This is a genomic window from Kytococcus aerolatus, assembly GCF_900187395.1.
Classification (GTDB): domain Bacteria; phylum Actinomycetota; class Actinomycetes; order Actinomycetales; family Dermatophilaceae; genus Kytococcus; species Kytococcus aerolatus.
Map to the genome: position 1 here is coordinate 235,189 of NZ_FYEZ01000003.1, position 23,463 is coordinate 258,651.

Genomic DNA, 23,463 nt, shown 5'->3' on the forward strand with positions numbered 1-23,463 from the left:
GGCACGGGCCACCCTCCCCGGGGACCCGGCTCAGCCGAGCTGCTCGGCCGCCTCCAGCCACTCGGCCTCGGCGGCGTCGTGCTGCTCCCGCAGCTGCGCCTCGCGGGTGCCCAGGGTGGCCAGGCGCTCGGGGTCGGTGGCGGCCTCGGCCATCTCGGCGTGCACCCTCTCCAGCTCCGCGGTGGCCTTCTCCATCTGCTTCTCGGCGCGGGACATGGCCTTGGTGAGCTGGCGCTCCTCGGCCGCGGAGAGCCCCGAGGCACCCGTGGAGCCACCGGCCGGGGCAGCGCTGGCGGGCTCGTCCGCGGCCAGGTCCCGCCCGCCGCGCCCCGTGCCCCGCCCCGCGTCGCGCAGCTCGCGGCGCAGCTCGAGGTACTGCTCGACCCCGCCGGGCAGGTCGCGGATCCGCCCGTCGCCCAGGAGCGCCACCTGCCGGTTGGCCATCCGCTCCAGCAGGTAGCGGTCGTGGCTCACCACCAGCAGCGTGCCGGCCCACCCGTCGAGCACGTCCTCCATCGAGGTGAGGGTCTCGATGTCGAGGTCGTTGGTGGGCTCGTCGAGCATGAGCACGTTCGGCTCGTCGAGCAGCAGCCGCACGAACTGCAGCCGGCGCCGCTCGCCGCCGGAGAGCTCGCTGACCAGGGACTGCTGCCGCTGCCCGGAGAAGCCCAGCCGCTTGGCCAGCGAGCTGGCGGAGACCTCCTTACCATCGAGCACCGTGTAGGAGCGCACCGTCGTCAGCGCGTCGATGACGGTCATCCCCTCCACCTCGTCGAGCTCCCGGAGGTCCTGGCTGAGGATCGCCGGCTGCACGGTCCGCCCCACCTTGAGCTTGCCACCGGCCAGCGGCACCTGCTCCAGGAGGACCCGCAGCAGGGTGGACTTCCCGGCCCCGTTCACCCCGACGATGCCGAACCGGTCCCCCGGCCCGAGGCGCCAGGTCACACCGGCCAGCAGGGTGGTCTGCTCGTCCTCCGGCGCCCCCGGGGGCACACGGACGGTGGCGTTGACCAGGTCGTAGACGTCCTTGCCCAGCCGGGTGGTCGCGAAGCGCGCGAGCGCCACCTCGTCCCGCGGCTCGGGCTCGCCCGCGATGAGCGCGTCGGCGGCCTCGATGCGGAACTTCGGCTTGCTCGTGCGGGCCGGCGCCCCACGCCGCAGCCAGGCGAGCTCCTTGCGCAGGATGTTCTGCCGCTTCTCCTCGGTGGCCTGCTCCACCCGGGCGCGCTCGGCGCGGGCCTGGACGAAGGCCGCGTACCCGCCCTCGTACTGGTGCACCTGCCCCTCGACGACCTCCCAGGTCTGGTCGACGACCGCGTCGAGGAACCAGCGGTCGTGGGTGACCACCACGAGGGCCTGCCCGGAGCGGCGGTTCTGGCGGAGGTGCTCGGCGAGCCAGGCCACGCCCTCCACGTCGAGGTGGTTGGTGGGCTCGTCGAGGAGGACGACGTCCGGGTCCTCCACGAGCAGGGCCGCCAGCGCCATCCGCCGCCGCTCACCACCAGACATGCCGGCCACGGGCGTGTCCAGCCCCCCGAGGCCCTCCGCGTCGAGGCCACCCAGCAACCCGGTAAGGACGCCGCGGACGCGCGCGTCGGCCGCCCACTCGTGCTCGGCCAGTCCGGGCAGCACGACGTCGCGGACGGTCGCGTCGGGGGCGAGGTCGTCGCGCTGGCGCAGCATGCCGACCGTCGCCCCCCGGGAGCGCACCACCCGCCCGGAGTCCGGCTCGGCCAGTCCCGCGAGCACCTTGAGCAGGGTCGACTTGCCCCCACCGTTGCGGCCCACCACGCCGATGCGGTCGCCGTCGTTGAGACCGAGGGTGACCTGGTCGAGCAGGGTGCGGGTGCCGTACACGAGGTGCAGCGCCTCGGCGTTCAGGAGGTTGGCGGGGGGATTCACGGGCGCCACCCTACGGCGCGCACGCCGGACCGCCCGGCGCGCGGGGCCCTCGACCGGCGGGTCGCTCAGTGCCGGGTGTCGACCACCCGCGCGCCGGGGGCCGGTCCGGTCGCGGTGAACACTTGGATCTCCGGGCGCAGCGCCGCCATGCCGACCGAGACGTCGATGGCGTGCTCGCGGCTCTCGCAGAGCAGGGCGACGGTGGGGCCGGACCCGGAGACGAGGCCGGTGACCGCCCCGACCTCCCGGCCGGCGTCCAGCGTCGCCTGCAGCCCGGGCTGGAGGGCGAGCGCCGGCGCCTGCAGGTCGTTCTCCAGGTGGCGGGCGATCTCGTGCGGGTCCCCGGTGCGCAGGGCCTGGAGGAGCTCCTGCGGCGGCTCCGGAGCCGCCGTCCGGGCGGCCGAGGTCTCCGGGGTGGGCGGCCCGTCCCAGCCCAGCTGCCGGTCGAGCTCGCGGTACACGTCCGGGGTGCGCAGGCCCGCGGTGGCCACGCAGAACACCCAGTGGAGCTCCCCCTGAGAGAGGACGGTGGAGAGCTCGTCGCCACGCCCCAGGCCCAGGGCGTTGCCACCCATCAGGCCGAAGGGCACGTCCGCCCCGAGCTCCGCGGCGACGTCCTGCAGGTCCAGCGGCGTGAGCTCCTCGCCCCACAGCTCGTTGGCCGCCAGGAGCACCCCGGCGGCGTCGGCCGACCCCCCGGCCATGCCCCCGGCGACGGGGATGTTCTTCTCCAGGGTGATCGCCACCGGCGACGGGCGCCGCACCCCGCAGGTCCGGGCGTAGTTCTCCCGCAGGAGCTCGGCGGCCCGCCAGGCGAGATTCGTGGGGTCGGCCGGGACACCCTCCCGGAAGGGGCCCGTCACCTGGAGGGAGGTGCTGCGCGCGCGGCGCACGGTCACCTCGTCGCAGAGGTCCACGGCGTGGAAGACGGTGGCCAGCGGGTGGTATCCCGAGTCCGGGTCCGGGGGCCCCACCCGCAGCGCGAGGTTCACCTTGGCGGGCACGCGCACGGTGGCGGCGCGGGGGGCGTCGGTCCGACTCATGGTCCTCACCCTAGGCCGCTCGCGCCGGGCGTGGGGTCTCAGGCGGAGCGGCGGGCAGCCGCCAACCGGATGAAGCCGTCGACGTCGAGGGCCTCCCCCCGGGTGCGCGGGTCGATCCCGGCCGCCACGAGCGCCTCCTCGGCGGCCGGCGCGGAACCCGCCCACCCGGCGAGCGCGGCCCGGAGCGTCTTGCGGCGCTGGGCGAAGGCAGCGTCCACGGCGGCGAAGACCTCCTCGCGGCGGGCACCCAGCGCGGCCTCGTCGCGGGGCTCCACGTCGATCCGGACCAGCCCGGAGTCCACGTTGGGCGCCGGCCAGAAGACGTTCCGCCCGATGCGCCCGGCCAACCGGGTGGGCCCGTACCAGGCACACTTCACGCTGGGCACCCCGTAGACCTTCGAGCCGGGCGGGGCGGACATCCGCTCGGCGACCTCCAGCTGCACCATGACGAGCACGGTGCGCAGGCTGGGGAAGCGCTCGAGCAGCGTGAGCACCACCGGCACGGCCACGTTGTAGGGCAGGTTGGCCACCAGGGCGGTCGGCGCCGGACCGGGCAGCTCGGTGACCTGCAGCGCGTCGGAGTGCACGACCTCGAGCCGCGTCGCGTGCTGGGGCGCCATCGCCTCCACCGTGCCGGGCAGTGCCTCGGCCAGGCGGGGGTCGATCTCCACGACCGTCAGGTGGTCGACGACCGGGAGCAGGGCCAGGGTCAGCGAGCCGAGCCCCGGCCCGACCTCCACCACCGCGTCCCCCGCACCGACTCCGGAGGCCCGCACGATGCGGCGCACCGTGCCCTTGTCGATGACGAAGTTCTGCCCCCACTGCTTCGTGGGGCTCACGCCGAGCCGGTCGGCGAGCTCTCGGATCTGGACCGGGCCGAGCAGGCCCCCGTCCGGGGCCTCGGGGGGTGCAGGGGTGGTCTCGGGCATGGGCTCATTCTGCCCCGCCCCGGGCACCACGGGCCCGCCCCACGCACGAGCCCCCGCCCGGCGCAGCACACCGGACGGGGGCTCGTGGGGCTCTCCCGAGGGGTCAGGGCTCAGCGCACCCCCCGCATCAGCGAGAGGACCGGCTTGGCCACGAGCAGCAGCAGCGCACCGATGCCGAGGGCGACCGCACCCAGGACGCCGAAGTACATGCGCTCGCCCTCCGCGCTGTAGAACTGCGCCAGCAGGCCGGACATCGCCGTGCCCAGGGCGACGGACAGGAAGTACAGCGCCACCATCTGGGTCTGGAAGGCCTCCGGCGCCAGCTTGGTGGTCACCGAGGAGCCGACCGGGCTGAGCATCAGCTCGCCCATGGTCATCACGAACAGGATGCCGACGATCGCCACCACCGGCACCGAGTTCGCCCCCGAGCCGGCCAGCGGGATGAACAGCAGGAAGGCGATGCCGCAGAGGATGACGCCGAGGGCGAACTTCACGGGCGTCGGCGGCTGCCGGCGGGCCAGCTTGGTCCACAGGGCGGCGAACAGCGGCGCGAACAGGATGATGAAGACCGGGTTGATCGAGTTGACCCACTCGATGGGGACCTCCCAGCCGAACAGGTCACGGTTCAGCCGCTTGTCACTGTAGACGGCCAGGACGGTGAACTGCTGCTGGAAGAGCGACCAGAAGGCCGCCGAGGCGAGGAAGAGGGGCACGAAGGCCCAGACCCGCGAGCGCTCGACCTCGGTGACCTGCTTGCTGGTGATCATGACGGCGAAGTAGACGACCGAGGCGATGACGACGAAGACCGTGAGCGTGGTGTCCACGTTCTCCAGGGTGACGACCCTGAAGCCGATGAGCGCCGCGATCAGGGCCAGGGCGGCCAGGGCGGCGAGCACCCAGCGACCGCGCTGGCTCGCAGGAAGGGGGTTGGGCACGTGGTGGACCGACTCCGGGAGGCGCCCCCGACCCCTCCAGTACTGGAGGAGGCCGATGAGCATGCCGACCGCCGCCAGGCCGAAGGCGAGGTGGAAGCCCCACTCCTGGCGGGCCCAACCGGTGAGCAGGGGGCCCAGGAGGCCGCCGATGTTCACCCCCATGTAGAAGATGGAGAAGCCCGCGTCGCGGCGGTCGTCCTCCTTGCTGTAGAGCTCGCCGACGAGGGTGGTGGCGTTGGCCTTCAGACCACCGGACCCGATCGCGACCAGCACCAGACCGATCCCCACACCCAGCAGGCCGGGCAGGAGGGCCAGGGCGAGGTGGCCGCACATGATGAGGATCGCGGAGAAGAACAGGGTCCGCTCCGGGCCGATCAGACGGTCGGCGACCAGCCCGCCGATGATCGTGAACAGGTACACGCTCGCGCCGTAGGCACCGATGATGCCGGCCGCCGTCCCCTCTCCGAGGCCGAGGCCGCCCTCGGAGGTCTCGAAGTACAGGTAGAGCATGAGCACGACCTGCATGCCGTAGAAGCTGAAGCGCTCCCACAGCTCGACGTTGAAGAGATTGGCCAAGACGCCGGGCTGCCCCATGAAGGTGCGTTCGTCCGGGTGCCCGGGGGATGCCTCCCGATCGGGAGGTGCGGCGGTGATGTTCGACATGACGCACAGATTTCCACTCGGAGCGGCACTCACCAAGAAGAACGCTGGCGTGTTTCTCAGCTGCCGGAAGTGATCCGGGGCCTCACCAGGGGCCGTAGGCCCGCTCGGAGTTCTCGGACAGCGCCGTGCAGAGCTCGGGCACCGAGACGTTCAGCGTGCTCGCCATGACCCGCACCGTCAGCGGGATGAGATAGGGCGCGTTCGGCGCCCCGCGGTGCGGGTGGGGGGTGAGATAGGGCGCGTCGGTCTCCACGAGCAGGTTCTCCAGGGGCACCACCGCCAGGGCGTCCCGCAGGGCATGGGCGTTCTTGAAGGTGACCGTGCCGGAGAAGCTCAGCAGGTAGCCGCGCTCGACGCACTCGCGCGCCATCGTGATGTCCCCGCTGAAGCAGTGCATCACCGTCCTCTCCGGGGCACCCTCCTCGGCGAGGACGCGCAGCACGTCGTCGTGGGCGTCCCGGTCGTGGATCTGCAGGGCCTTGCCGAGCTCCTTCGCCTTGGCGATGTGCCAGCGGAAGCTGTCCTCCTGCACGCCCCGCCCCGACTCGTCGGTGCGGAAGTGGTCGAGCCCGGTCTCCCCCACCACCCGGATGCGCTCGCCGCGCAGCAGGCCGTCGATCTCGGCCAGCGCCTCCTCGAGCTCCCCGCGCTCGGCGAGCACGGGCACTTCGTTGGGGTGCAGGGCCACGCCCCCGAGGACCTCCGGGTGGCGGGTGACGACCTCGGCGGTCACCCGGGCGGACTCGCGATCGCACCCGATCTGCACGAGCCGGTCGACCCCGACCGTCCGAGCGGCCTCGATGACACCCTGCACCCCGGCGCCGTCCCCCATCACCACCCCGTCGCGCTCGATGTCGACGTGCGTGTGGTTGTCGACCACCGGCAGCGGCAGCGGGTCGGGCAGCGGGGGCGGGTCGGTGCGCCGCGGGGTCGAGGGCTGGGCGGGCCGGTCGCCGGTCGTGGGGAGCTCGCTCACTCGGTGTCACCCCCGGCGGTCGTGAGGGAGCGCTCCCGGGCGATCGCCTCGTCGTCGAGCTTGCGGAAGATCGGGGTCGGCTTCGCCACCGGGGCACCGACCACCACCTCGCGCGGCGCCCAGCTGACGTCGGCGGCGTAGTCCCCGGTGATGACCGGGTACGGCCGGCCGTCGTCGAGGTCGGTGACCTCCTCCACCCGCGGCATCGGGGCGACGAGAAGCTCCCCGCCCAGCGCCCGCTCCACGTCGTTGGCGGCATTGGGCAGGAAGGGCGAGAGCAGGGTGTTCAGGTCGGTGACCGCCTGCGCGCAGGTCCACAGCACGGTGGCCAGGCGCTCGCGCTGGTCCTCCCCCTTGAGCTTGAAGGGCTCGGTGGTGGAGATGTAGGCGTTGGCCTCGCCCACCAGGCGCATCGCCTCGGCGAGGGCCTGCCGGTTGCGGAAGCGCTCCAGCAGCCCGCCGACGGTCTCGAAGCCGCCGCGGACCTGCTCCAGCAGGGCGGTGTCCACCTCCTGCAGCTCCCCGGGGGCGGGCACCTCGCCGAAGCTCTTCGCGATCATCGAGGCGGTGCGGTTGACCAGGTTGCCCCAGCCGGCCACCAGCTCGCCGTTGGTGCGGCGGGCGAACTCCTCCCACGAGAAGTCGGCGTCGGAGGTCTCCGGGGCGACGGCCGAGAGGTAGTAGCGGATCGCGTCGGCCTGCTGGCGCTCCAGGACCTCGCGCACGAGGATCACGTGGCCGCGGGAGGTGGAGAACTGCCGGCCCTCCAGGGTCATGAACTCCGAGCTCACCACGGTGGTCGGCAGGACGAGCTCCCCGTACGGGCCCACCTCGCCGCCCTTGCTGCCCTGCCCGTTGTGGGCCAGGAGCTCGGCCGGCCAGATCTGCGAGTGGAAGACGATGTTGTCCTTGCCCATGAAGTACGAGCTGATCGTCTCCGGGTCGTTCCACCAGCGGCGCCAGGCCTCCGGGTCGCCCGAGCGGCGGGCCCACTCGATGGAAGCCGACAGGTAGCCGATCACCGCGTCGAACCAGACGTAGAGGCGCTTCGGGGCGTCCTCCCAGTCCGGCAGCGGCACCTTGATGCCCCAGTCGATGTCGCGGGTCATCGCCCGCGGCCGGATCTCGGAGAGGATGTTCCGCGAGAAGGCGATGACATTCGGGCGCCAGGCCCCGGAGGCCTCCCGGCCGTCGAGCCACTCGGAGAGCGCCTCGGCCAGGGCCGGCAGGTCGAGCAGGAAGTGGTTGGTCTCGACGAACTCGGGGGTCTCCCCGTTGATCTTGCTCCGGGGGTCGACCAGGTCGGCCGGGTCGAGCTGGTTGCCGCAGCTGTCGCACTGGTCGCCGCGGGCGTCGGTGGCGCCGCACAACGGGCAGGTGCCCTCGATGTAGCGGTCGGGCAGGGTGCGCCCCGTCGACGGGCTGATGGCCCCCAGCTGGGTCTGCTCCACGAAGTAGCCGTTCGCGTGGACCGCGGTGAACATCTGCCGCACCACCTCGTGGTGGTTGGCGGTGGTGGTGCGGGTGAAGAGGTCGTAGGAGAGCCCCAGCGCGGCGAGGTCCTCGCAGATGCCCCGGTGCTGGACGTCGACGAACTCCTGCGCGCTCATCCCGGCGGCATCGGCCTGCACGAGGATCGGCGTGCCGTGCTCGTCGCTGCCCGAGACCATGAGCACCTCGTGGCCCCGCAGGCGCATGTAGCGGCAGTACACGTCGGAGGGGACACCGAAGCCCGCGACGTGACCCAGGTGGCGGGGGCCGTTGGCGTACGGCCAGGCGACGGCGGCAAGGACTCGGCTCATGCACGGGATTCTACGAGGCGCACCCTCGCCCCGGCCCCGCACGGGCTCAGAGCACCCGGCGGGTGACCAGCCGTTCGTCCCGGGCGGGCACGGCGAGATCCTCCCGGCGGTCCCGCATGCGGCGGTAGCGCCGCCAGGCCCACCAGGCCACCCACAGCAGCACCAGCAGGGCCACGAGCACGAAGAGCGGCGCCATCACGGCCACCAGGCTCAGCGAGATCGCCGCCACGTCCTCGGCCGCCGACACCACCGGCGTCCCGGTCCCCAGGGTGGCGGTGTTCACCATCGGCCGGGCAGAGGCCTTCCCCGAGTGCACCAGGCCGGCCACGATGATGCCGGCGATGACCCCCACCCAGGGGTGCTCGGCCATCCACGCCGAGTTGTCGATGCTCTCCGCCGCCGAGGTGGCCGCGAAGATCAGCCCCCCGGTCATCGGGCGGACGAAGGTGCCGACGGCGTCGTTGAGGTGGTCGACGACGGCCACCTTGTCCACCGTCACCTCGAGGATCAGGAGCAGCCCCGCCCCACCGATGGCCCACCAGGACTCGATCCACGCGAAATCCGCCGGCAGGCGCACCAGATCGGTGTACCGGGCGAAGAGCGCGACGATGAGGAAGGGGACGTAGGCGTTGAGGCCGGCTGCGGCCGAGAGACCGAGGCCAGTCAGGGCAGCGAGCACGGGCACTCCTGGAACGAGGGGGACGGGTTCACGCCCCATGGAACCTCCTCACCCTCGCATCCGATGCCTCCAGACGCCCACCGACGGCGCTTCGTTGTCGAGATGTGACCTGGGACGCACCACGGGGCCACGGGTGCCCCGTCCCACCCCCGACCCCCAGCCGCCCGGGATGATGGGGCCATGACTTCCGGAACCCTGGTCCTGGCCGCCACCCCCATCGGCGACCCGGCCGACGCCGCCCCCCGGCTGGCCACCGAGCTGTCGACCGCCGAGCTCGTCGCCGCCGAGGACACCCGCCGCACGCTGCGCCTGGCGGCCGCGCTGGGGGTGACGATCACCGGGGAGCTCGTGAGCTATCACGAGCACAACGAGGCCTCCCGGACCGGGGAGCTGGTCGAGCGCATCGCCGCCGGCACCCGGGTCCTGCTGGTGACCGACGCGGGCATGCCCTCGGTGAGCGACCCCGGGTACCGCCTCGTCCAGGCCTGCGCCGAGCAGGACCTCCCGGTGACCTGCGTGCCCGGGCCCAGCGCCGCCCTCATGGCGCTGGCGGTCTCCGGCCTGCCGGTGGACCGCTTCTGCTTCGAGGGCTTCCCACCCCGCAAGGCCGGGCCGCGCCGGGCGCTGCTCACCGGGCTGGCCGCCGAGCGTCGGACGATGATCTTCTTCGAGGCCCCGCACCGGCTGGCCGACACCCTGCGGGCCATGGCCGAGGTCTTCGGCGACGAGCGCCGGGCCGCGGTCTGCCGGGAGCTCACCAAGACCTACGAGGAGGTGCGCCGGGGGCCGCTGGCCGAGCTCGCCGAGTGGGCCGTGGAGGGCGCCCGCGGGGAGATCACCGTGGTCGTGGAAGGGGCCCCCGTGCAGCAGGCGGACCCGCAGCAGGCCCTCGCCCGCGTGCAGGATCTCGTAGCCGGTGGGGAGCGGCTGCGGGCCGCCTGCAAGACGGTGGCCGCCGAGACCGGGCTGGCCTCCCGGGATCTCTACGAGGCGGCGCTGGCGGCCGGCTGACAGCTCCCCCGGGGACGGCGAAGGGGGACCCACCCTGCGGTGGGTCCCCCTTCGCCGCCCTGCGGTCAGCGCGATGCCGGCCGGTCAGCGCTTGCGACGGTCCCAGTGGCGGAACCCGGCGGCGCGGGCCGACTCCTCGTCGGCGAACCACACCTCGGCCTGGGTGTCGGCGTACCCCGGGCTCTCGATGGTGTGGAAGAGGCCGGAGTCGGCATTGCCCTTGATGATCCAGCCCTCGGGGCCGGAGCCGTCCGCGGCCGCACGGGCCGAGCCGGGGCCGTAGGGCTCGTCACCGTCGAGCTCGTCGAGCTCGAGGGACTCCTCGGGGTCGACGAGCTCGTCGCCCACGGGCTCCCGGTTCTCCGCGCTGCCCGCGTCCTCCTCGTCGCCCAGCGGGTACGCACCGGCGTCGACGGTCGGGATGGCCTGGGTGCTGTCCGAGGCGAGCTGCGTGGCCCGCTCGTCGTCACCCTCCAGCTGCGAGCCCGCGGCGGCGACACCCCCGGCGGCGCCGGCCGCGGCCACACCGGTGCCGGTGCTCACGACCTGGGTGTCCCCGTCGTCGAGCGCGGCGGCGTCGAAGACGGCCTCCTCCTCGCGGAGGGCCTCCTCCTGACGACGCGCCTCCGCCTCCCGTCGGGCCTCGGCCCGACGGTCACGCTTCTTGCGCTTGCTCCGCTTGGACTCCTTGACCGGGGCGTCCTCGTCGTCCCCGGCCCCGAGCGCCGCGGCACCCGCGACACCGGCAGCACCGGTCGCTGCGGCGCTGCGCTCGCTGTAGCGCACCGCGTCGTCGTCACCACCGGTCGCCGCGGACCCGTCGGCGGGCTCCGCGTCGTCGTCCGCGTAGCGCACGTCGTCACGGTCGTCCTCGACCTCGACGCGGTCGTCGTCCACGTCGGCGATCGCGTCGAGGTGCCGGTCGTACTCGGACGCCGGGATCACCCGGGTCACGGAACGCACGGACCACAGCCAGGTGACCAGCGCACCCAGCAGGAAGGACAGCAGGATCAACCACCAGTTGCCGTTCACGCGTCGTCTCCGATCTCACGGGCGCCGGGCAGGTCGCTGAACGCGTCCTCCTCCGACTCGGCGGGCACGGCCATGCCGATGATGACGTACATCACCAGGGCGCCCAGCACGAAGGCCACCAGCAGCCACAGCCACTGCATCAGGAACTCAGCCATGTTGCCTCTCCTCTCAGTTCACCTGGAGGCTGACGCGGCGATTCTTCGCGCGTCCGTCCTCCGAGTCGTTGGACGCGACGGGCTGGGAAGAACCCGCGCTCTTCTTGGTGATGTCCCCGAAGTCGACACCCGCGACCACGAGGGCCTGCGCCACCTTCTCGGCACGCATCTCGCTGACCCGCTCGTTGAGCTGGTCGTCCGAGCGGTTGTCGGTGTGCCCGACGACGGTCACGGTGACGTCGCAGTCGGCCAGCACGCTGCCGATCCGGTAGACGTTCACGGCCGAGTCCCCGTAGAGCGCGTCGCTGCCGCTCGGGAAGGTGACCGGGTTGGCCGCGAGGATCCGGTCCATCGAGGCCGAGGCGTTCTCGCAGGTGAGGTCCTCCACCTTGCCGACCGCGGCCACGGCGGGCTCGCTGGCCTCGGTCGAGGACGGGCTCGGCGAGGAGTCGGACCCCTTGCCCTGCCCGGACTCGGAGGCACCGTCGGTGGAGCCGGACCCCTCGCCACCGCCACCGGTCGAGGAGGACCCGCCGGAGCCCTTCTCCTCGGTCCCGGACCCGGAGGACCCGCTCCCGCCGGAGGTGGGCTCGGCAGAACCCTCGGAGCCCTTGCCGCTCTCGTCGGACTCGTCACCCTTGCCCGACGTGGACCCGGACTCCTCCGCCGAGCTCGTCGGCGAGGCCTTCGAGGAGGCGCCGTCGCCCTTGGCCTCCTCGTCACCCTTCGAGCCCTCGCCACCCCGGCCACCGGCCGCGATCTTCAGCGCGTCGTCGACGATCTTCGCGTCGGGATAGGCCTTGCCCAGACCCGCGAGGACCTTCTTCCGGGCGGCCTCGTCGGCGATCTCACCGGTGAGGGTCAGCTCGGAGGCGTCACCGTCGATCCGGAGTCCCTCACCACCGGCCTGCAGCGCGGAGGTCAGGCCCCCCAGGGCGGCACCCTCCAGCAGCGGCGCGGACTCGTCGACCTTCACCTCGGCGTTCACGGCGCGCCCCACGTTCGCGTCCTTCACCGCACCGACCAGGGCCTCACGATCGGCCTCGCTGGGGGCGGAGGCGGCGAAGTCCACCTCGTCGGCGCCGCCCCGGTAAGAGACGGCGTCCGCGGCGGCGGCCGCGTCCGAGGACGACCCGGAGGACTCCCCGGAACCGCTCGCGCTGCTCTTCGAGGACTCGTCCCCGGTGGGCTCGTCGTCCTTGCCGCCGAACAGGAAGGAGCCGATGAGCGCCAGCAGCAGCGGGATCAGCGCCAGTGCTGCCCACCACCAGCCCCCGAGGCCCCGGCGGTACCGGCGCGAGACCTCGTACCAGTCCTCGTGCTCGTCGAAGCCGTCACGGTCGTCGAGGCGGTCGTCCCCACCCCACTGATCACTCATCTGCACTCCTCATTCCGCCGGGGACCCGGTCCCATGGCCTTCACGCCTCCCCCGGCGGGTGGGGGGAGGTCGTCTGGGGCGAAGCCTACCCAGCGACCCGCGGCCCACCCCGTGAGGCGTGTGTGATCTTCCTGCCTCACACTGGGAGCCTGTTCGACATCTCCCAGGGGAAGGGGGGAGCGATGGATCGCCCCCGTGGACTGCTCGCGTCCCTCGCCGTCGTGGCGCTCGCCACGGGGTGCTCCAGCGCCGACGAGGAGGCGACGGTGCACTCGTCGGACACCCGGGCCCCGGCGTCCCCCGCGGGTGGGTCGGCCCCGGCCGGCGAGTCGGCCTCCACGGCATCTGGGTCCGACGGCGAGGACGAGCCGAAGATGCTCGACTGCCTCGGGGAGGGCTCCCTCGTCCGTCCGGAGACGCTCAACCTGGACTGCCAGAACACGAACGCCACCCTGAGCCACCTGGAGTGGAACGCCTGGGCCGTCCACGGGGCCCGGGGGCGGGGAGAGCTCAGCGTGAACCCCTGCCGGCCCACCTGCGCCGAGGGTCGGGTGGAGAACTACGCGGTGACGGTCGCGGCACCCCACGCGGAGACCTCGGAGTCCGGGGCCCTGTTCACCGAGGTGGAGGTGCGCTTCACGAGCAAGCGCCCGGTCGGCTCCACGAGCCGCGAGGTCTACGAGCTCCCGCAATGATCCCCCGCCGCCACGCGGCCGGGGACGGGGACTGAGGGCCGGTCAGAGCGCCTCCTGCAGGCGCAGGACGGTCCGGGCACCCCCGGAGCGCGAGCTGGAGAACTCGACGGTCGCCCCCATCGTCTCGGCCTGCTTGGTGATGATCGTCAGCCCCAGCCCGGTGCCCTTGTGCTCCCCGGTCCCGTGGAAGCGCTGCGGACCGCGGTCCACGATCTCCGGCGGGTAGCCCGGCCCGTCGTCGTCCACCACCACGGCGCGCCGGACGACGGTCACGACGCACTCGCCCCCACCGTGCCGCTGCACGTTGACCAGCAGGTTGGCCATGATCCGCTCGAAGCGGCGCGGGTCCACGAGCACCCGGGCCGGGGAGTCACCCCGCAGCTCCACCCGGTCGCAGGGCGCGGAGACCGCGAGGAAGCGGACGGTGCGGTCCACCAGGTCGCCCAGTTCGTGCTCCTCGAGCTGCGCCACCTCGGAGCCGCTCTCCAACCGGGAGACCTCCAGGAGGTCCTCCACGAGCCGTCGCAGCCGCCCGATCTGGTTGCGCACCAGGGTGGTGGCCCGCCCGTCGGGGAGCAGCTCGGCGGCACTCACCAGACCGGTCACCGGGGTGCGCAGCTCGTGCGCCACGTCCGCGGTGAAGGCGCGCTCGGTCTCCAGTCGGCGCTGCAGGGTCGTCGCCATCGAGTCCACCGCCCGGGTGAGGGCGGCCACCTCGTCCTGCCCGCCCTGGTGGGTCCGGGCGCTCGGGTCCCCCTCGGCCATCGCAGTCGCGGCCGTGGCAGCGCGGCGCAGCCGGCGGGAGAGGGCGTTGCCCATCCACCACGAGAGGGCCAGCGAGCCGAGGGCGGCCCCGAGGAAGCCCAGCACGAGGGTGCGGAAGCGCCGGGCGTCCTGCTCGCGGAGCCCGGATCCGTCGACCTCCACCGAGAGCATCACATCCCGGCCGAGGCGCTCCGTGGCCCACATGGTCTCGCCGTCGTAGTAGCTGCGCCGCTCCCCGACCTCCATCCCGGTCACGAGCTCCTGCGGGGGCGCCTGCGGGTCGGTGGTGGCCCCCAGACGCACCCGGCCGTCCAACCGGTAGGAGTCGGCGACCGTCTCGAGCTTGGTGACCGCCTGCTGCCGCAGGTTCTCCCGCGACTGACGGGCCGCCTGCTCCGAGAGGGAGGCCCCCAGCAGGGTGCTGGTGAGCATCGAGACCAGGAGGATCGCCCCCATGATGCGGGTGCGGATGGAGTGCCGCCAGCCCGTGGGCCCGGGACGGTACGCCAGGTGCCCGACGACCCGCATCGGGACGGTGTCGTCCAGCACCCCCTCCCCGGTGCGGGCCGCCACCGACCGGCGGGCTCGCCCACCCGCGTCGGTCGCCGTCACTCGTCCACCAGTTTGTACCCCGCCCCGCGGACGGTGACGATGCGCTCCGCCCCGATCTTGCGCCGCAGACGCTGGACGGTGACCTCCACGACGTGGGTGTCACCCCAGGCGCCGATGTCCCACACGAGCTCGAGCAGCTGCGGGCGGGAGAGGACGCGCCCCCGGTGGTCCAGGAGGACCTCCAGGAGGCGGAACTCGGTGGCGCTCAGGGCGACCTCCTCGCCACCCCGGGTGACGACCATGCCCTCCGGGTCCACCGCCAGGTCCGCCACCCGGATCGTCGTGGTGTCCGGCTGCTGCGGCCCGGTCTCGGTCCGTCGCAGCAAGGCCCGAAGCCGGGCGGCCAGGACCTCGCCGTCGAAGGGCTTGGTCACGTAGTCGTCCGCCCCCGCGTGGAAGCCGGCGAGCTGGTCGTGCGGCAGGTCGCGGGCGGTGAGCAGGATGATCGGCAGGTCGGAGTCCTCCCGCACGCGCCGCGCGAAGGTGATGCCGTCCATGCGGGGCATCATGACGTCGACCACGGCCACGTCGAACTCCCCCCGGCCGAGCACCTCCAGCCCCTCGACCCCGTCCCCGGCGGTGGACACGGCGAAGCCCTGGCGCTCCAGCACCAGGGCGGTGGTCTCCCGCAGCATCTCGTCGTCCTCGACCAGGAGGACGTTCCCCTCAGGCGTGTTCCGACTCACAGGCCCCAGCGTAAGGGGGTGCCCCGCCGGGCCGCGTCCCGCCCCGGGCCCGGTCCGACCACCCTCACGGATTCTGTGAGGAAACTGTGAGGAAGGCGTGCGGACCGTGAGAGATCGGGGGCCCATAGTGGAGTCATCGCAGCGAGGGACACGCTGCGATGACATGACCCGGACGAGCCGTGGAGGGATCGACCGGAACACATGAGCCGCACCGCGGCACCTGGAGAGACAGGGAGTCACCGTACTGAGGGGTCCGGTGGCTCCCTTCTTTTCTGTCCCGTCCCGGCCCGCCGTATGGTCGACCCCGTGAACTTCGAGAAGGTCGTCTTCGGTTTCTTCGTCCTCCTGGCCGCCACCATGAACTTCGGCTACGTCCTGGGGGACATCGGCGACCCGGCCATGCACAACTCCTACGAGCTCTACGTGGCGGTGCTGGTCAACGTGGTGGCGGCCGTCCTGAAGCTCGGGGACCGCACGCACGTGGGCGCCGTCCACCTCGCGGCCAGCCTCGTGGCCTGTCTGCAGCTCGGCGCCGCCTCGGTGATGTGGGTGCTCATCGAGCAGACCGGTGACGCCGCCCCGTCCACGCACGAGATGGCCTCCGTGGTGTCCGTGGCCGCCGGTGCCCTGTTGGCCAATCTCGTCTCCCTGGTGATCCTGGTGGTCGAGACCGTCAACTACCGCGGGCGCTGAGCCGGGGCCCACGTGGTCAACCCGCTCACCCGACTCGCCGCCCACCACCGGGCCTACCGCATCGACTCCCAGCGGCGCCGCAAGGTGCCCGTGCCGGTCGACGACAGCTCGCTCGACGTCCTCCAGCTGGCCCTGCGCCGCATGCGCGGGCCGATCCTGCTGGTGATCGCCGTCTTCGCCATCTCCGTGGTCGGCCTCTCGCTCATGCCCGGGCTGGACGAGGACGGCCAGCCGTACCGGATGACGATCTTCGACTCGCTGTACTTCATGTCGTACACGGCCACGACGATCGGCTTCGGCGAGACCCCGTACACCTTCACCATCCCCCAGCGGCTCTGGGTCACCGGCTCGATCTTCGCCTCGGTGGCCGCCTGGAGCTACGCCCTGACCGCCCTCATCAGCCAGATCACCGCCCCCGGTTTCCGGAAGGCCATGAGCGTGCTGCGCGTGAAGCGGAAGCTCCACCGCACCCGGGAGCCCTTCTACATCGTGGTAGGAAACGGGCAGACCGGGAACGCCGTGGTCGACGGGCTGGTGGCGATCCACCGGGACGCCGTGGTGGTCGACCGCGACGTCGAGCGCCTGGAGCGCCTCACCATGGGGTCGGCCAGCGGTTCCGTGCTCGGTCTCCACGCCGACGCCCGACGCGCCGCCTCCCTGGGGACGGCCGGGTTGGGGAGCCCGCACTGCCACGGCGTCCTGGCCATGACGAACGACGACGAGACGAACCTGTCGATCGTCATGACCGTGAACCTCCTGCGTCCGGACGTCCCGGTCATCGCCCGGGCGCAGAGCATGGCCATGGCCGAGCGGATGCAGGACTTCTACCCCGAGCACGTGGTCAACCCGATGGACGAGTTCGGGAGCTACCTGGCGCTGCGGCTGGAGCAGCCGGTCACGCACCGTCTCACCGAGTGGCTCATGAGCCCTCCGGGCACGGAGCTGGAGGAGGCGGTGTCCGGGCTGGCCGGCGGCCGCTGGGTGGTGGTGAGCGACGGGGAGTTCGGCGAGGAGGTGGCCCGCGACCTGCGCCGGATCGGCCTGGAGGCCGAGCTCGCCCCGCCCACCGGGGCGACGGTGGACGTCTCCGAGGCGACCGGGGTGGTCGTCGGGGCCGAGAGCGACACCGTGAACATGTCGGTCGCCGCCCGGGTGCGGGCGGCGAACCCGGACTGCTTCCTGGTGCTGCGGCAGAAGTCCCTGACCGCGGCCGCCACGGTGCGGGCCTTCGCCCCGGACCTCGTCTTCCACCCGGCCGAGCTGGTGGCCCACGAGGCGATGACCTATCTCGTGAGCCCGAACTACTGGCACTTCGTCCGCAAGGTCATGGAGCGGGACGACGACTGGGCCGCCGAGGAGACGGAGCGGATCGTGGAGCGCGTGGGGACGGGCACCCCGGAGGCGGCACGCCTGAGCGTGACGGAGGAGCGGGCCCCGGCCCTCACCCGCTGGCTGGCCGCCGGCACGGTGACCCTGGGGCAGCTGCTGACCCACCCCGAGAGCGGCGAGTGCCGACAGGTCTACGCCGCCGTCCACGCCCGCGGGAGCCAGCGCACGGTCTCCCCCGGTGACGACCTGCAGCTCCGGGTCGGGGACACGCTCATGGTGCTCGGGACCCCCGCCGGGCTCGACGGGCTCACCGCCACGCTCTACGACGACTCGGCGGTGGAGCACCTCGCCACCGGTGTGCACGTCCCCCGGACCTGGGTCTTCCGGCTGTTCAGCCACCGGGCCGTGCGGCGGGCGCACCGGCGACGGCGGGCGGCACGGGCCGGGCGCGCGGCCCGCTGACGCACCCCGAGGAGCGCAGTGCCGCGCGGGATCAGACTGGCCGCACCATGGCGATCTCCCACACCCCGGTGTCCCCGACGGTGCGGTGCACGAGCTCCTTGCGCCGGGAGGTCTCCTCGAACCCGAGACGGCGGTAGAACGCGATCGCCCGGTCGTTGCCCTCGAGCACCCAGAGGGAGGCCGGGCCGGGCGGGAGCACCGCCTCCACGAGCCGCTCGGCCAGACCGGTCCCCCGCCACGGGGCGGCCACGTTGAGCGCGTGGAGCTCGAGCTCGGTGGGCAGGTCGTCCCGCCGGAGGCCAGCGGTGCACATGCCGGCGACGGTCCCGTCGGCGCAGCGGGCGATCACCGTGTCGGGCAGGTCCGGGCCGGGGCCCTCGGCATCCAGCCGGTCGGCGATCTCCCGCCGAGCTGGGACCGAGCCCTCCGCGTCGAGCCCCTCGAGCAACGCGGCCGGGAGGAGGTCTGCGTAGGCCTCGCGCCAGATGGCCACGTGCGCGTGTGCCCAGGGCAGCGCGTCCTCCGGAGCGGGGCGGGTGATCTCCACGGCGGGTGGTGCGTCCATGACGGGACGCTACCGCCCGTGCCCTCCGCACGTCTTCGCTGTCACCCGCCCGCCCACTGCCGGACGACCATCACCTCTCGCGCACGAGCGTCACCGATTCCGGTGATGGCCGTGCGTGAGAGGTGATGGTCGTCGTGGAAAGGGTTGCGAGGAGGGCGGCAGCGGGCCCTTCAGACGGCGGGGGTGGCCAGCTGCTCCGGCACCCGGCGCAGCAGGTCCGCCAGCTCCGGCATGAGATCGCCCTGCACGGAGGAGGCCCGCCAGGCCAGCACGATGTCGCGGTGCGGCGCGGGGGCGGCGAACTCCACGATCTCGATGCCACCCGGCCCGCCGGGGCGCTCCACGGCCATCCGCGGCATGAGGGTCACTCCGATGCCGGCGGCCACCATGTGCCGCAGCGTCTCCAGCGAGGTGGCCCGGAAGCCGTCCATCTCCACCGCCCCGCTGGAGCGGCACACGTCGAGCGCCTGGTCGCGCAGGCAGTGACCGTCCTCCAGCAGCAGGACCGACTCCCGCCCGAGGACCTCCGCCCCCACCGGACCCTGCCCGGCCAGCGGGTGGCCCGGCGGGACGGCCAGCACGAAGTCCTCCCGGAAGAGCGGCTCCACGCGGAGCCCGGGCTCGGTGAGCGGACCGGCCAGCACGACCGCGTCGAGGCTGCCGCCCCGCAGGCCGGCCAGCAGCTCCGGGGTGCGCTCCTCCACGAGCAGCAGGTCCAGCTCGGGCAGGTCCTGCCGCAGCTGCGGCACCACGTGGGGCAGCAGGTAGGGCGCCAGGGTCGGGAAGATCCCCAGCCGCAGCGACCCGGAGCGCGGGTCCCGGGCCTGCTCGGCGATCCGGCGGATCGCCTCCCCGTGCCCCAGCATGCGCCGAGCCCGGCCGGCGATCTGCTCGCCGGCCGGGGTCAGCATCGTCTGGCGGCCGGAGCGCTCCACGAGGGCACACCCCAGGGCCGCCTCCAGCTTCTTGACCTGGGTGCTCAGCGTCGGCTGGGAGACACCGCAGGCCGCGGCAGCGCGACCGTAGTTCCCGTGGTCGCCGAGCGCCACCAGGTACTCCAGGTCGCGGAGGTTCACTTGCTGGTCACCGTGTCCGCGACGTCGGTGGGCTCGTCCTCGGCGTCGACGACCTTGGTGCCCGCCGCCGTGTCCGCGGCCGACTGGTCGGCCGGGGCGGAGGTGCGGATCAGGTGGTCGAAGGCGCTCAGCGAGGCCGTCGAGCCCGAACCGAAGGCGACCACGATCTGCTTGTACGGCGTGGTGGAGACGTCGCCGGCGGCGAAGATGCCCGGGACGTTCGTCGCACCGCGCTCGTCGATGACGACCTCGCCGCGCGGGGTGAGCTCGACGCCCGACTCCTGGAGGAAGGCCGAGTTCGGCACCAGACCGATCTGGACGAAGATGCCCTCGAGCTCCAGCTCGTGGACCTCCTCGGTGGCGCGGTCCTGGTACGTCAGGCCGGTCACGCGGGAGCCGTCGCCGAGGACCTCCTGGGTGGCGGCGCCGAGGACGATGTCGACATTCGGCAGCGAGCGCAGCTTGTCCTGCAGCACCTGGTCGGCGCGCATCGAGTCCATGAACTCCAGCACGGTCACGTGGCCGACGATGCCGGCCAGGTCGATCGCGGCCTCGACACCCGAGTTGCCACCACCGATCACGGCGACGCGCTTGCCCTTGAAGAGCGGGCCGTCGCAGTGCGGGCAGAAGGTGACGCCCTTGTTCCGGTACTCCTCCTCGCCGGGGACGCCCATGGTGCGCCAGGAGGCACCGGTGGCGACGACCAGCGAGCGGGTGCGCAGCGTGGCCCCGGAGGCGAGCTCGACCGAGTGGTAGCCGCCCTCCTGCTCGGCGGTGGTGACGCCGACGGCCTGCTGGGACTTCACGAGGTCGACCTCGTAGTCGTTGACGTGGCGCTCCATCTCGGCGGCCAGCTTCGGCCCCTCGGTGTGGGAGGTGCCGGTGACGTTCTCGATGGACATCGTGTCGTTGACCTGCCCCCCCATCCGCTCGGCGACCAGACCGGTGCGGATGCCCTTGCGGGCGGCGTAGATGGCGGCGGTCGAGCCGGCGGGGCCACCGCCGAGCACGAGGACCTCGTAGGGGTCGGCCTCGGCCAGCCGCGCGGCGGCCTTCTCGGCGGCCCCGGTGTCGACGCGCTCGATGATCTCCTCGAGGGTCATCCGGCCGGAGCCGAAGTCCTCCCCGTTGTGGAAGACGGTCGGCACGGCCATGACGCCGCGCTCGTCGGCCTCGTCCGGGAAGGCCGAGCCGTCGATGGCCACGTGGGTGATGTTCGGGTTGAGCGTGGCCATGAGGTCCAGCGCCTGCACCACGTCGGGGCAGTTCTGGCAGGACTGGCTGAAGAAGGTCTCGAAGCGGTGCTCGCCCTCGATGTCCTTGATCTGCTCCAGGGTGTCCACGGCGGCCTTGCTCGGGTGACCGCCGATGTTCAGCAGGGCCAGCACGAGCGAGGTGAACTCGTGGCCCATCGGCAGACCGGCGAAGGTCACGGCCGAGGCGTGGTCCTCGGCGGCGCGGATGGTGAAGGAGGGGCTGCGCTCGGCGCGCTCGTCGCCCTCGGCCTCCCGGGCGGTGACGAGATCGGACATCTCGGCGATCTCGGCGCACAGGGCCAGGGTGTCCTGGCTGACCTTGTCGGTGGCACCGGGCTCGACGGTCGTGAGGAGCTCGACGGGGCGCTGGAGATTGCCCAAGAGCTGGCGGAGCTGGTTGGCGAGGTTCTGGTCGAGCACGGGGGCCTCCTGTGACGTGACGGCTCGGGCGGACGGGGTTCAGGTGTGGAAGAGGTGCTGGGGACCGGCACGGGGCGCACGTGGGTGACGTGCGCCCCGCGCTGCGGTCAGGGGATCTCCGCCGGCGGACCGGGACGTGGCCCGCCGGTCAGGCGTTCCTCACGGGGCAGGGTTCCCCGAGGGGTGGGATCAGATCTTGCCGACGAGGTCCAGGGACGGCTCGAGGGTCTCGCCGCCCTCCTCCCACTTGGCCGGGCAGACCTGGCCGGGGTTGTTGCGCACGTACTGGGCGGCCTTGACCTTGCGGACGAGCTCGGCGGCGTTGCGGCCGATGCCCTCGGAGGTCACCTCGGTGAACTGGATGACGCCGTCCGGGTCCACCAGGAAGGTGCCGCGGTTGGCGACGCCCTCGTCCTGGCGCAGGATCTCGAAGTTGTTGGAGATCTGGTGGGTCGGGTCGCCGAGCATCGGGTAGTTCACCTTGCCGACGGTCTCGGAGGAGGTGTGCCAGGCCTTGTGGGTGAAGTGGGTGTCGGTGGAGACACCGAAGACCTCGACGCCCAGGCCCTTGAGCTCCTCGTAGTGGTCGGCGAGGTCGCCCAGCTCGGTGGGGCAGACGAAGGTGAAGTCGGCGGGGTAGAAGAAGAAGATCGCCCACTTGCCCTGGATGTCGGCGTCCGAGTAGTCCTTGAACTCGCCGTTGACGTAGGCGGTGGCCTGGAAGGGCTTGATGGTGGTGTTGATGAGCGACATGCGTACTCCCTCGTGGGTTGCGTGCAGTGAAGTGCTCCCGGCTGCCCCGGTTGCTATAGCCACTGTATATGACTTCGCCCGGAATTCATAGTTGACATCTATGAACAGTGGGTGAACGCTCACTCCCCCGGCAGGGCGTGCACGATGTCGGTGACCAGCCGAGCCGCCACCTTCGCGGTCCGGGAGTCGAGGTCGAGCTGCGGGTTGTACTCGGCCACGTCCACCAGCCGGAGCTTCCCGGAGGCCGCCAGCCGGCGCACGACGGCGCTGCACACCGGCAGCGGCACCCCGAGGGCGGCCGGGGCGCTGACCCCCGGCGCGAGATCCGCCGGCAGCACGTCGAGGTCGATCTCCAGGTGCACGTGGTCCGCCCGGGCGAGCAGCTCGTCCACCAGCGCCAGGGCCCGCTCGGCGGTGGACTCGACATCGGTCAGCCAACGCACCCCCAGCGCGCGGGCGGTGTCGAAGAGGATCGCGGTGTTGCTCGGATCGGCCAGGCCGATGACCGTGTAGTCCAGCGCGCGCCCGGCGGCCTGCTCCGCCCGGGCCATCTGCAGGAAGGGGGTGCCGCTGCTGGGCTCGGGGGCCTCCCGCAGGTCGAAGTGCGCGTCGAGGTTCACCACCACGGTGCGCCCCATCGCCTCGCCCCCGCCGAGGCGCTGCGAGCGGGACCGCCCCAGGTAGCAACCCCATGCGGTCTCGTGGCCGCCACCGAGCACGATCGTCAGGTCGTCGGCGTCGAGGGAGGCGGCGATGGCATCGCCCACCGCGTCGTGCCCCACCTCCAGGTCGGTGCCCTCGTACCCCGTGTCGCCGTGGTCCAGGAGCGTGAACTCGCGGTGGACCGCCAGCCCCGCCAGGGCCTGGCGCAGCAGCGGGGGCGCCTCGGCCGCCCCCGGGCGCCCCTTGTTGCGCCGCACCCCCTCGTCGGAGGCGAAACCGACCACCCCCACCCAGGGACCCTCGCCACTCCCCGCCCGGGTCGCGAGGTGGTGCCACCGGCGGTGCTCGGGGCCGGGTCCGTCGTCCCGGCCGGTCCACGGGGAGTGCTGCTCCGTCTGCGGGAAGTTCGCGCTCATGCCGCCATTGTGGCGTGCGCGGCTCACCTGGGAAGGTCGACTCCCTCGTGCGCCAGGAGCCATCGCTTGACCTCCACCCCGCCGGCGTAGCCGTGGAGGCGCCCGGCGGAGCTCACGACCCGGTGGCAGGGGATGACGATGCTGAACCGGTTGCACCCGTTGGCGGCCCCCACCGCGCGCACCGCCCGGGGGCGCCCCAGCTCCTCGGCGATCTGCCCGTAGGTGCGCACCTCCCCATGGGGGATGCGTCGCAGCGCCGCCCAGACCTCCTGCTGGAAGGCGGTGCCCGTCAGCTCCAGCTCCAGGTCGAACTCCGTGCGCTCACCGGCGAACCACCCCGTGAGCTGGGCAGCGGCGGCGGTGAGGCTCCCCTCGTCGGGCTCCCCGAAGGCGCTGCGGTCCGGCGGCGGGGAGTGCTCGGGCCAGTAGACGCCCTGGAGCACCTCCCCGCGCCCCACGAGGGTGAGCTCCCCCACCGGCGTGCGCAGGACACGGTGGGTGCGAGGGGGCTGCTGCATGGTCGGCTCCCGCCGTCGAAGGGTGATGGGGTCACCGTACCCGTCGTGG

At 72.7% G+C, this 23,463-nt stretch carries 22 protein-coding genes; 4 read left to right on the forward strand and 18 right to left on the reverse strand.

What is annotated here, in order from left to right; translation table 11 throughout:
- Positions 1-30: 30 nt before the first annotated feature.
- The 7 genes from CFT82_RS10430 to CFT82_RS10460 form a co-directional block, all read right to left on the reverse strand.
- Positions 31-1,902, reverse strand: coding sequence for an ABC-F family ATP-binding cassette domain-containing protein (locus CFT82_RS10430; RefSeq protein ID WP_407656034.1), 1,872 nt, complete (start codon positions 1,900-1,902; stop codon positions 31-33).
- Positions 1,903-1,967: 65 nt separating this feature from the next.
- Complete coding sequence (locus tag CFT82_RS10435; protein ID WP_088819066.1) at positions 1,968-2,945, reverse strand: 4-(cytidine 5'-diphospho)-2-C-methyl-D-erythritol kinase; 978 nt, start codon at positions 2,943-2,945, stop codon at positions 1,968-1,970.
- A 38-nt stretch (positions 2,946-2,983) separates the two neighbouring features.
- On the reverse strand, positions 2,984-3,874 hold the full coding sequence (rsmA, locus tag CFT82_RS10440) for a 16S rRNA (adenine(1518)-N(6)/adenine(1519)-N(6))-dimethyltransferase RsmA (protein ID WP_088819068.1): 891 nt from the start codon (positions 3,872-3,874) through the stop codon (positions 2,984-2,986).
- Positions 3,875-3,984: 110 nt separating this feature from the next.
- Positions 3,985-5,472, reverse strand: coding sequence for a peptide MFS transporter (locus CFT82_RS10445; protein ID WP_088819070.1), 1,488 nt, complete (start codon positions 5,470-5,472; stop codon positions 3,985-3,987).
- A gap of 82 nt (positions 5,473-5,554) precedes the next feature.
- Positions 5,555-6,448: a TatD family hydrolase gene (locus CFT82_RS10450; protein ID WP_088819072.1), complete on the reverse strand. Its 894-nt coding sequence runs from the start codon at positions 6,446-6,448 to the stop codon at positions 5,555-5,557.
- A complete protein-coding gene (gene metG / locus CFT82_RS10455; protein ID WP_088819073.1) occupies positions 6,445-8,250 on the reverse strand; it encodes a methionine--tRNA ligase in 1,806 nt (601 codons plus the stop codon). The genes CFT82_RS10450 and metG overlap by 4 nt, the downstream gene beginning before the upstream one ends.
- Positions 8,251-8,296: 46 nt before the next feature.
- Positions 8,297-8,929, reverse strand: coding sequence for a DUF4126 domain-containing protein (locus tag CFT82_RS10460; protein WP_088819075.1), 633 nt, complete (start codon positions 8,927-8,929; stop codon positions 8,297-8,299).
- Between the two features lie 180 nt (positions 8,930-9,109).
- On the opposite strand from CFT82_RS10460, the gene rsmI reads away from it, so the two are divergent.
- On the forward strand, positions 9,110-9,940 hold the full coding sequence (gene rsmI, locus CFT82_RS10465; RefSeq protein WP_088819077.1) for a 16S rRNA (cytidine(1402)-2'-O)-methyltransferase: 831 nt from the start codon (positions 9,110-9,112) through the stop codon (positions 9,938-9,940).
- 84 nt (positions 9,941-10,024) lie between these two features.
- On the opposite strand, the gene arfC is transcribed toward rsmI, so the two are convergent.
- Genes arfC through CFT82_RS10480 form a run of 3 tightly spaced genes read right to left on the reverse strand, consistent with a single transcriptional unit; the run spans position 10,025 to position 12,505 of the window.
- A complete protein-coding gene (arfC, locus tag CFT82_RS10470; RefSeq protein ID WP_088819078.1) occupies positions 10,025-10,972 on the reverse strand; it encodes a channel accessory protein ArfC, sunset domain variant in 948 nt (315 codons plus the stop codon).
- Positions 10,969-11,127, reverse strand: coding sequence for a channel accessory protein ArfB (gene arfB / locus CFT82_RS11925; protein WP_088819080.1), 159 nt, complete (start codon positions 11,125-11,127; stop codon positions 10,969-10,971). The genes arfC and arfB overlap by 4 nt, the downstream gene beginning before the upstream one ends.
- A 13-nt stretch (positions 11,128-11,140) precedes the next feature.
- Complete coding sequence (locus CFT82_RS10480; protein ID WP_088819081.1) at positions 11,141-12,505, reverse strand: OmpA family protein; 1,365 nt, start codon at positions 12,503-12,505, stop codon at positions 11,141-11,143.
- Positions 12,506-12,687: 182 nt separating this feature from the next.
- On the opposite strand from CFT82_RS10480, the gene CFT82_RS10485 reads away from it, so the two are divergent.
- On the forward strand, positions 12,688-13,200 hold the full coding sequence (locus tag CFT82_RS10485) for a hypothetical protein (protein WP_143469616.1): 513 nt from the start codon (positions 12,688-12,690) through the stop codon (positions 13,198-13,200).
- A 42-nt stretch (positions 13,201-13,242) separates the two neighbouring features.
- Here CFT82_RS10485 and CFT82_RS10490 read toward each other — a convergent pair whose 3' ends face one another.
- Positions 13,243-14,577: a sensor histidine kinase gene (locus tag CFT82_RS10490; protein WP_088819085.1), complete on the reverse strand. Its 1,335-nt coding sequence runs from the start codon at positions 14,575-14,577 to the stop codon at positions 13,243-13,245.
- Positions 14,574-15,263, reverse strand: a complete 690-nt coding sequence (locus CFT82_RS10495; RefSeq protein WP_234994405.1) for a response regulator transcription factor — start codon at positions 15,261-15,263, stop codon at positions 14,574-14,576. Before CFT82_RS10495 ends, CFT82_RS10490 begins: the two co-directional genes overlap by 4 nt.
- 306 nt (positions 15,264-15,569) lie before the next feature.
- On the opposite strand from CFT82_RS10495, the gene CFT82_RS10500 reads away from it, so the two are divergent.
- Together CFT82_RS10500 and CFT82_RS10505 are read left to right on the forward strand one after the other, a co-directional pair.
- Positions 15,570-15,956, forward strand: a complete 387-nt coding sequence (locus CFT82_RS10500) for a DUF6394 family protein (protein WP_088819201.1) — start codon at positions 15,570-15,572, stop codon at positions 15,954-15,956.
- A 12-nt stretch (positions 15,957-15,968) separates the two neighbouring features.
- Entirely contained in the window at positions 15,969-17,747 is a 1,779-nt protein-coding gene (locus CFT82_RS10505; RefSeq protein WP_088819089.1) for an NAD-binding protein, read from the forward strand.
- Between the two features lie 31 nt (positions 17,748-17,778).
- Here the strand turns inward: CFT82_RS10505 and CFT82_RS10510 are convergent, their stop codons facing one another.
- The 6 genes from CFT82_RS10510 to CFT82_RS10535 all read right to left on the reverse strand — a co-directional run bounded on the left by CFT82_RS10510 (position 17,779) and on the right by CFT82_RS10535 (position 23,414).
- Entirely contained in the window at positions 17,779-18,312 is a 534-nt protein-coding gene (locus CFT82_RS10510) for a GNAT family N-acetyltransferase (RefSeq protein WP_088819090.1), read from the reverse strand.
- Positions 18,313-18,482: 170 nt separating this feature from the next.
- A complete protein-coding gene (locus CFT82_RS10515; RefSeq protein ID WP_088819092.1) occupies positions 18,483-19,388 on the reverse strand; it encodes a LysR substrate-binding domain-containing protein in 906 nt (301 codons plus the stop codon).
- On the reverse strand, positions 19,385-21,064 hold the full coding sequence (ahpF, locus tag CFT82_RS10520) for an alkyl hydroperoxide reductase subunit F (RefSeq protein WP_088819094.1): 1,680 nt from the start codon (positions 21,062-21,064) through the stop codon (positions 19,385-19,387). Before ahpF ends, CFT82_RS10515 begins: the two co-directional genes overlap by 4 nt.
- Before the next feature lie 189 nt (positions 21,065-21,253).
- Positions 21,254-21,817 carry an alkyl hydroperoxide reductase subunit C gene (ahpC, locus tag CFT82_RS10525; protein ID WP_088819096.1) on the reverse strand — a complete coding sequence of 188 codons (564 nt, stop codon included), beginning with the start codon at positions 21,815-21,817 and terminating at the stop codon, positions 21,254-21,256.
- 119 nt (positions 21,818-21,936) lie between these two features.
- Positions 21,937-22,896 carry a formimidoylglutamase gene (hutG, locus tag CFT82_RS10530; RefSeq protein WP_088819097.1) on the reverse strand — a complete coding sequence of 320 codons (960 nt, stop codon included), beginning with the start codon at positions 22,894-22,896 and terminating at the stop codon, positions 21,937-21,939.
- Positions 22,897-22,919: 23 nt separating this feature from the next.
- On the reverse strand, positions 22,920-23,414 hold the full coding sequence (locus CFT82_RS10535; protein ID WP_088819202.1) for a methylated-DNA--[protein]-cysteine S-methyltransferase: 495 nt from the start codon (positions 23,412-23,414) through the stop codon (positions 22,920-22,922).
- Between the last annotated feature and the right edge of the window lie 49 nt (positions 23,415-23,463).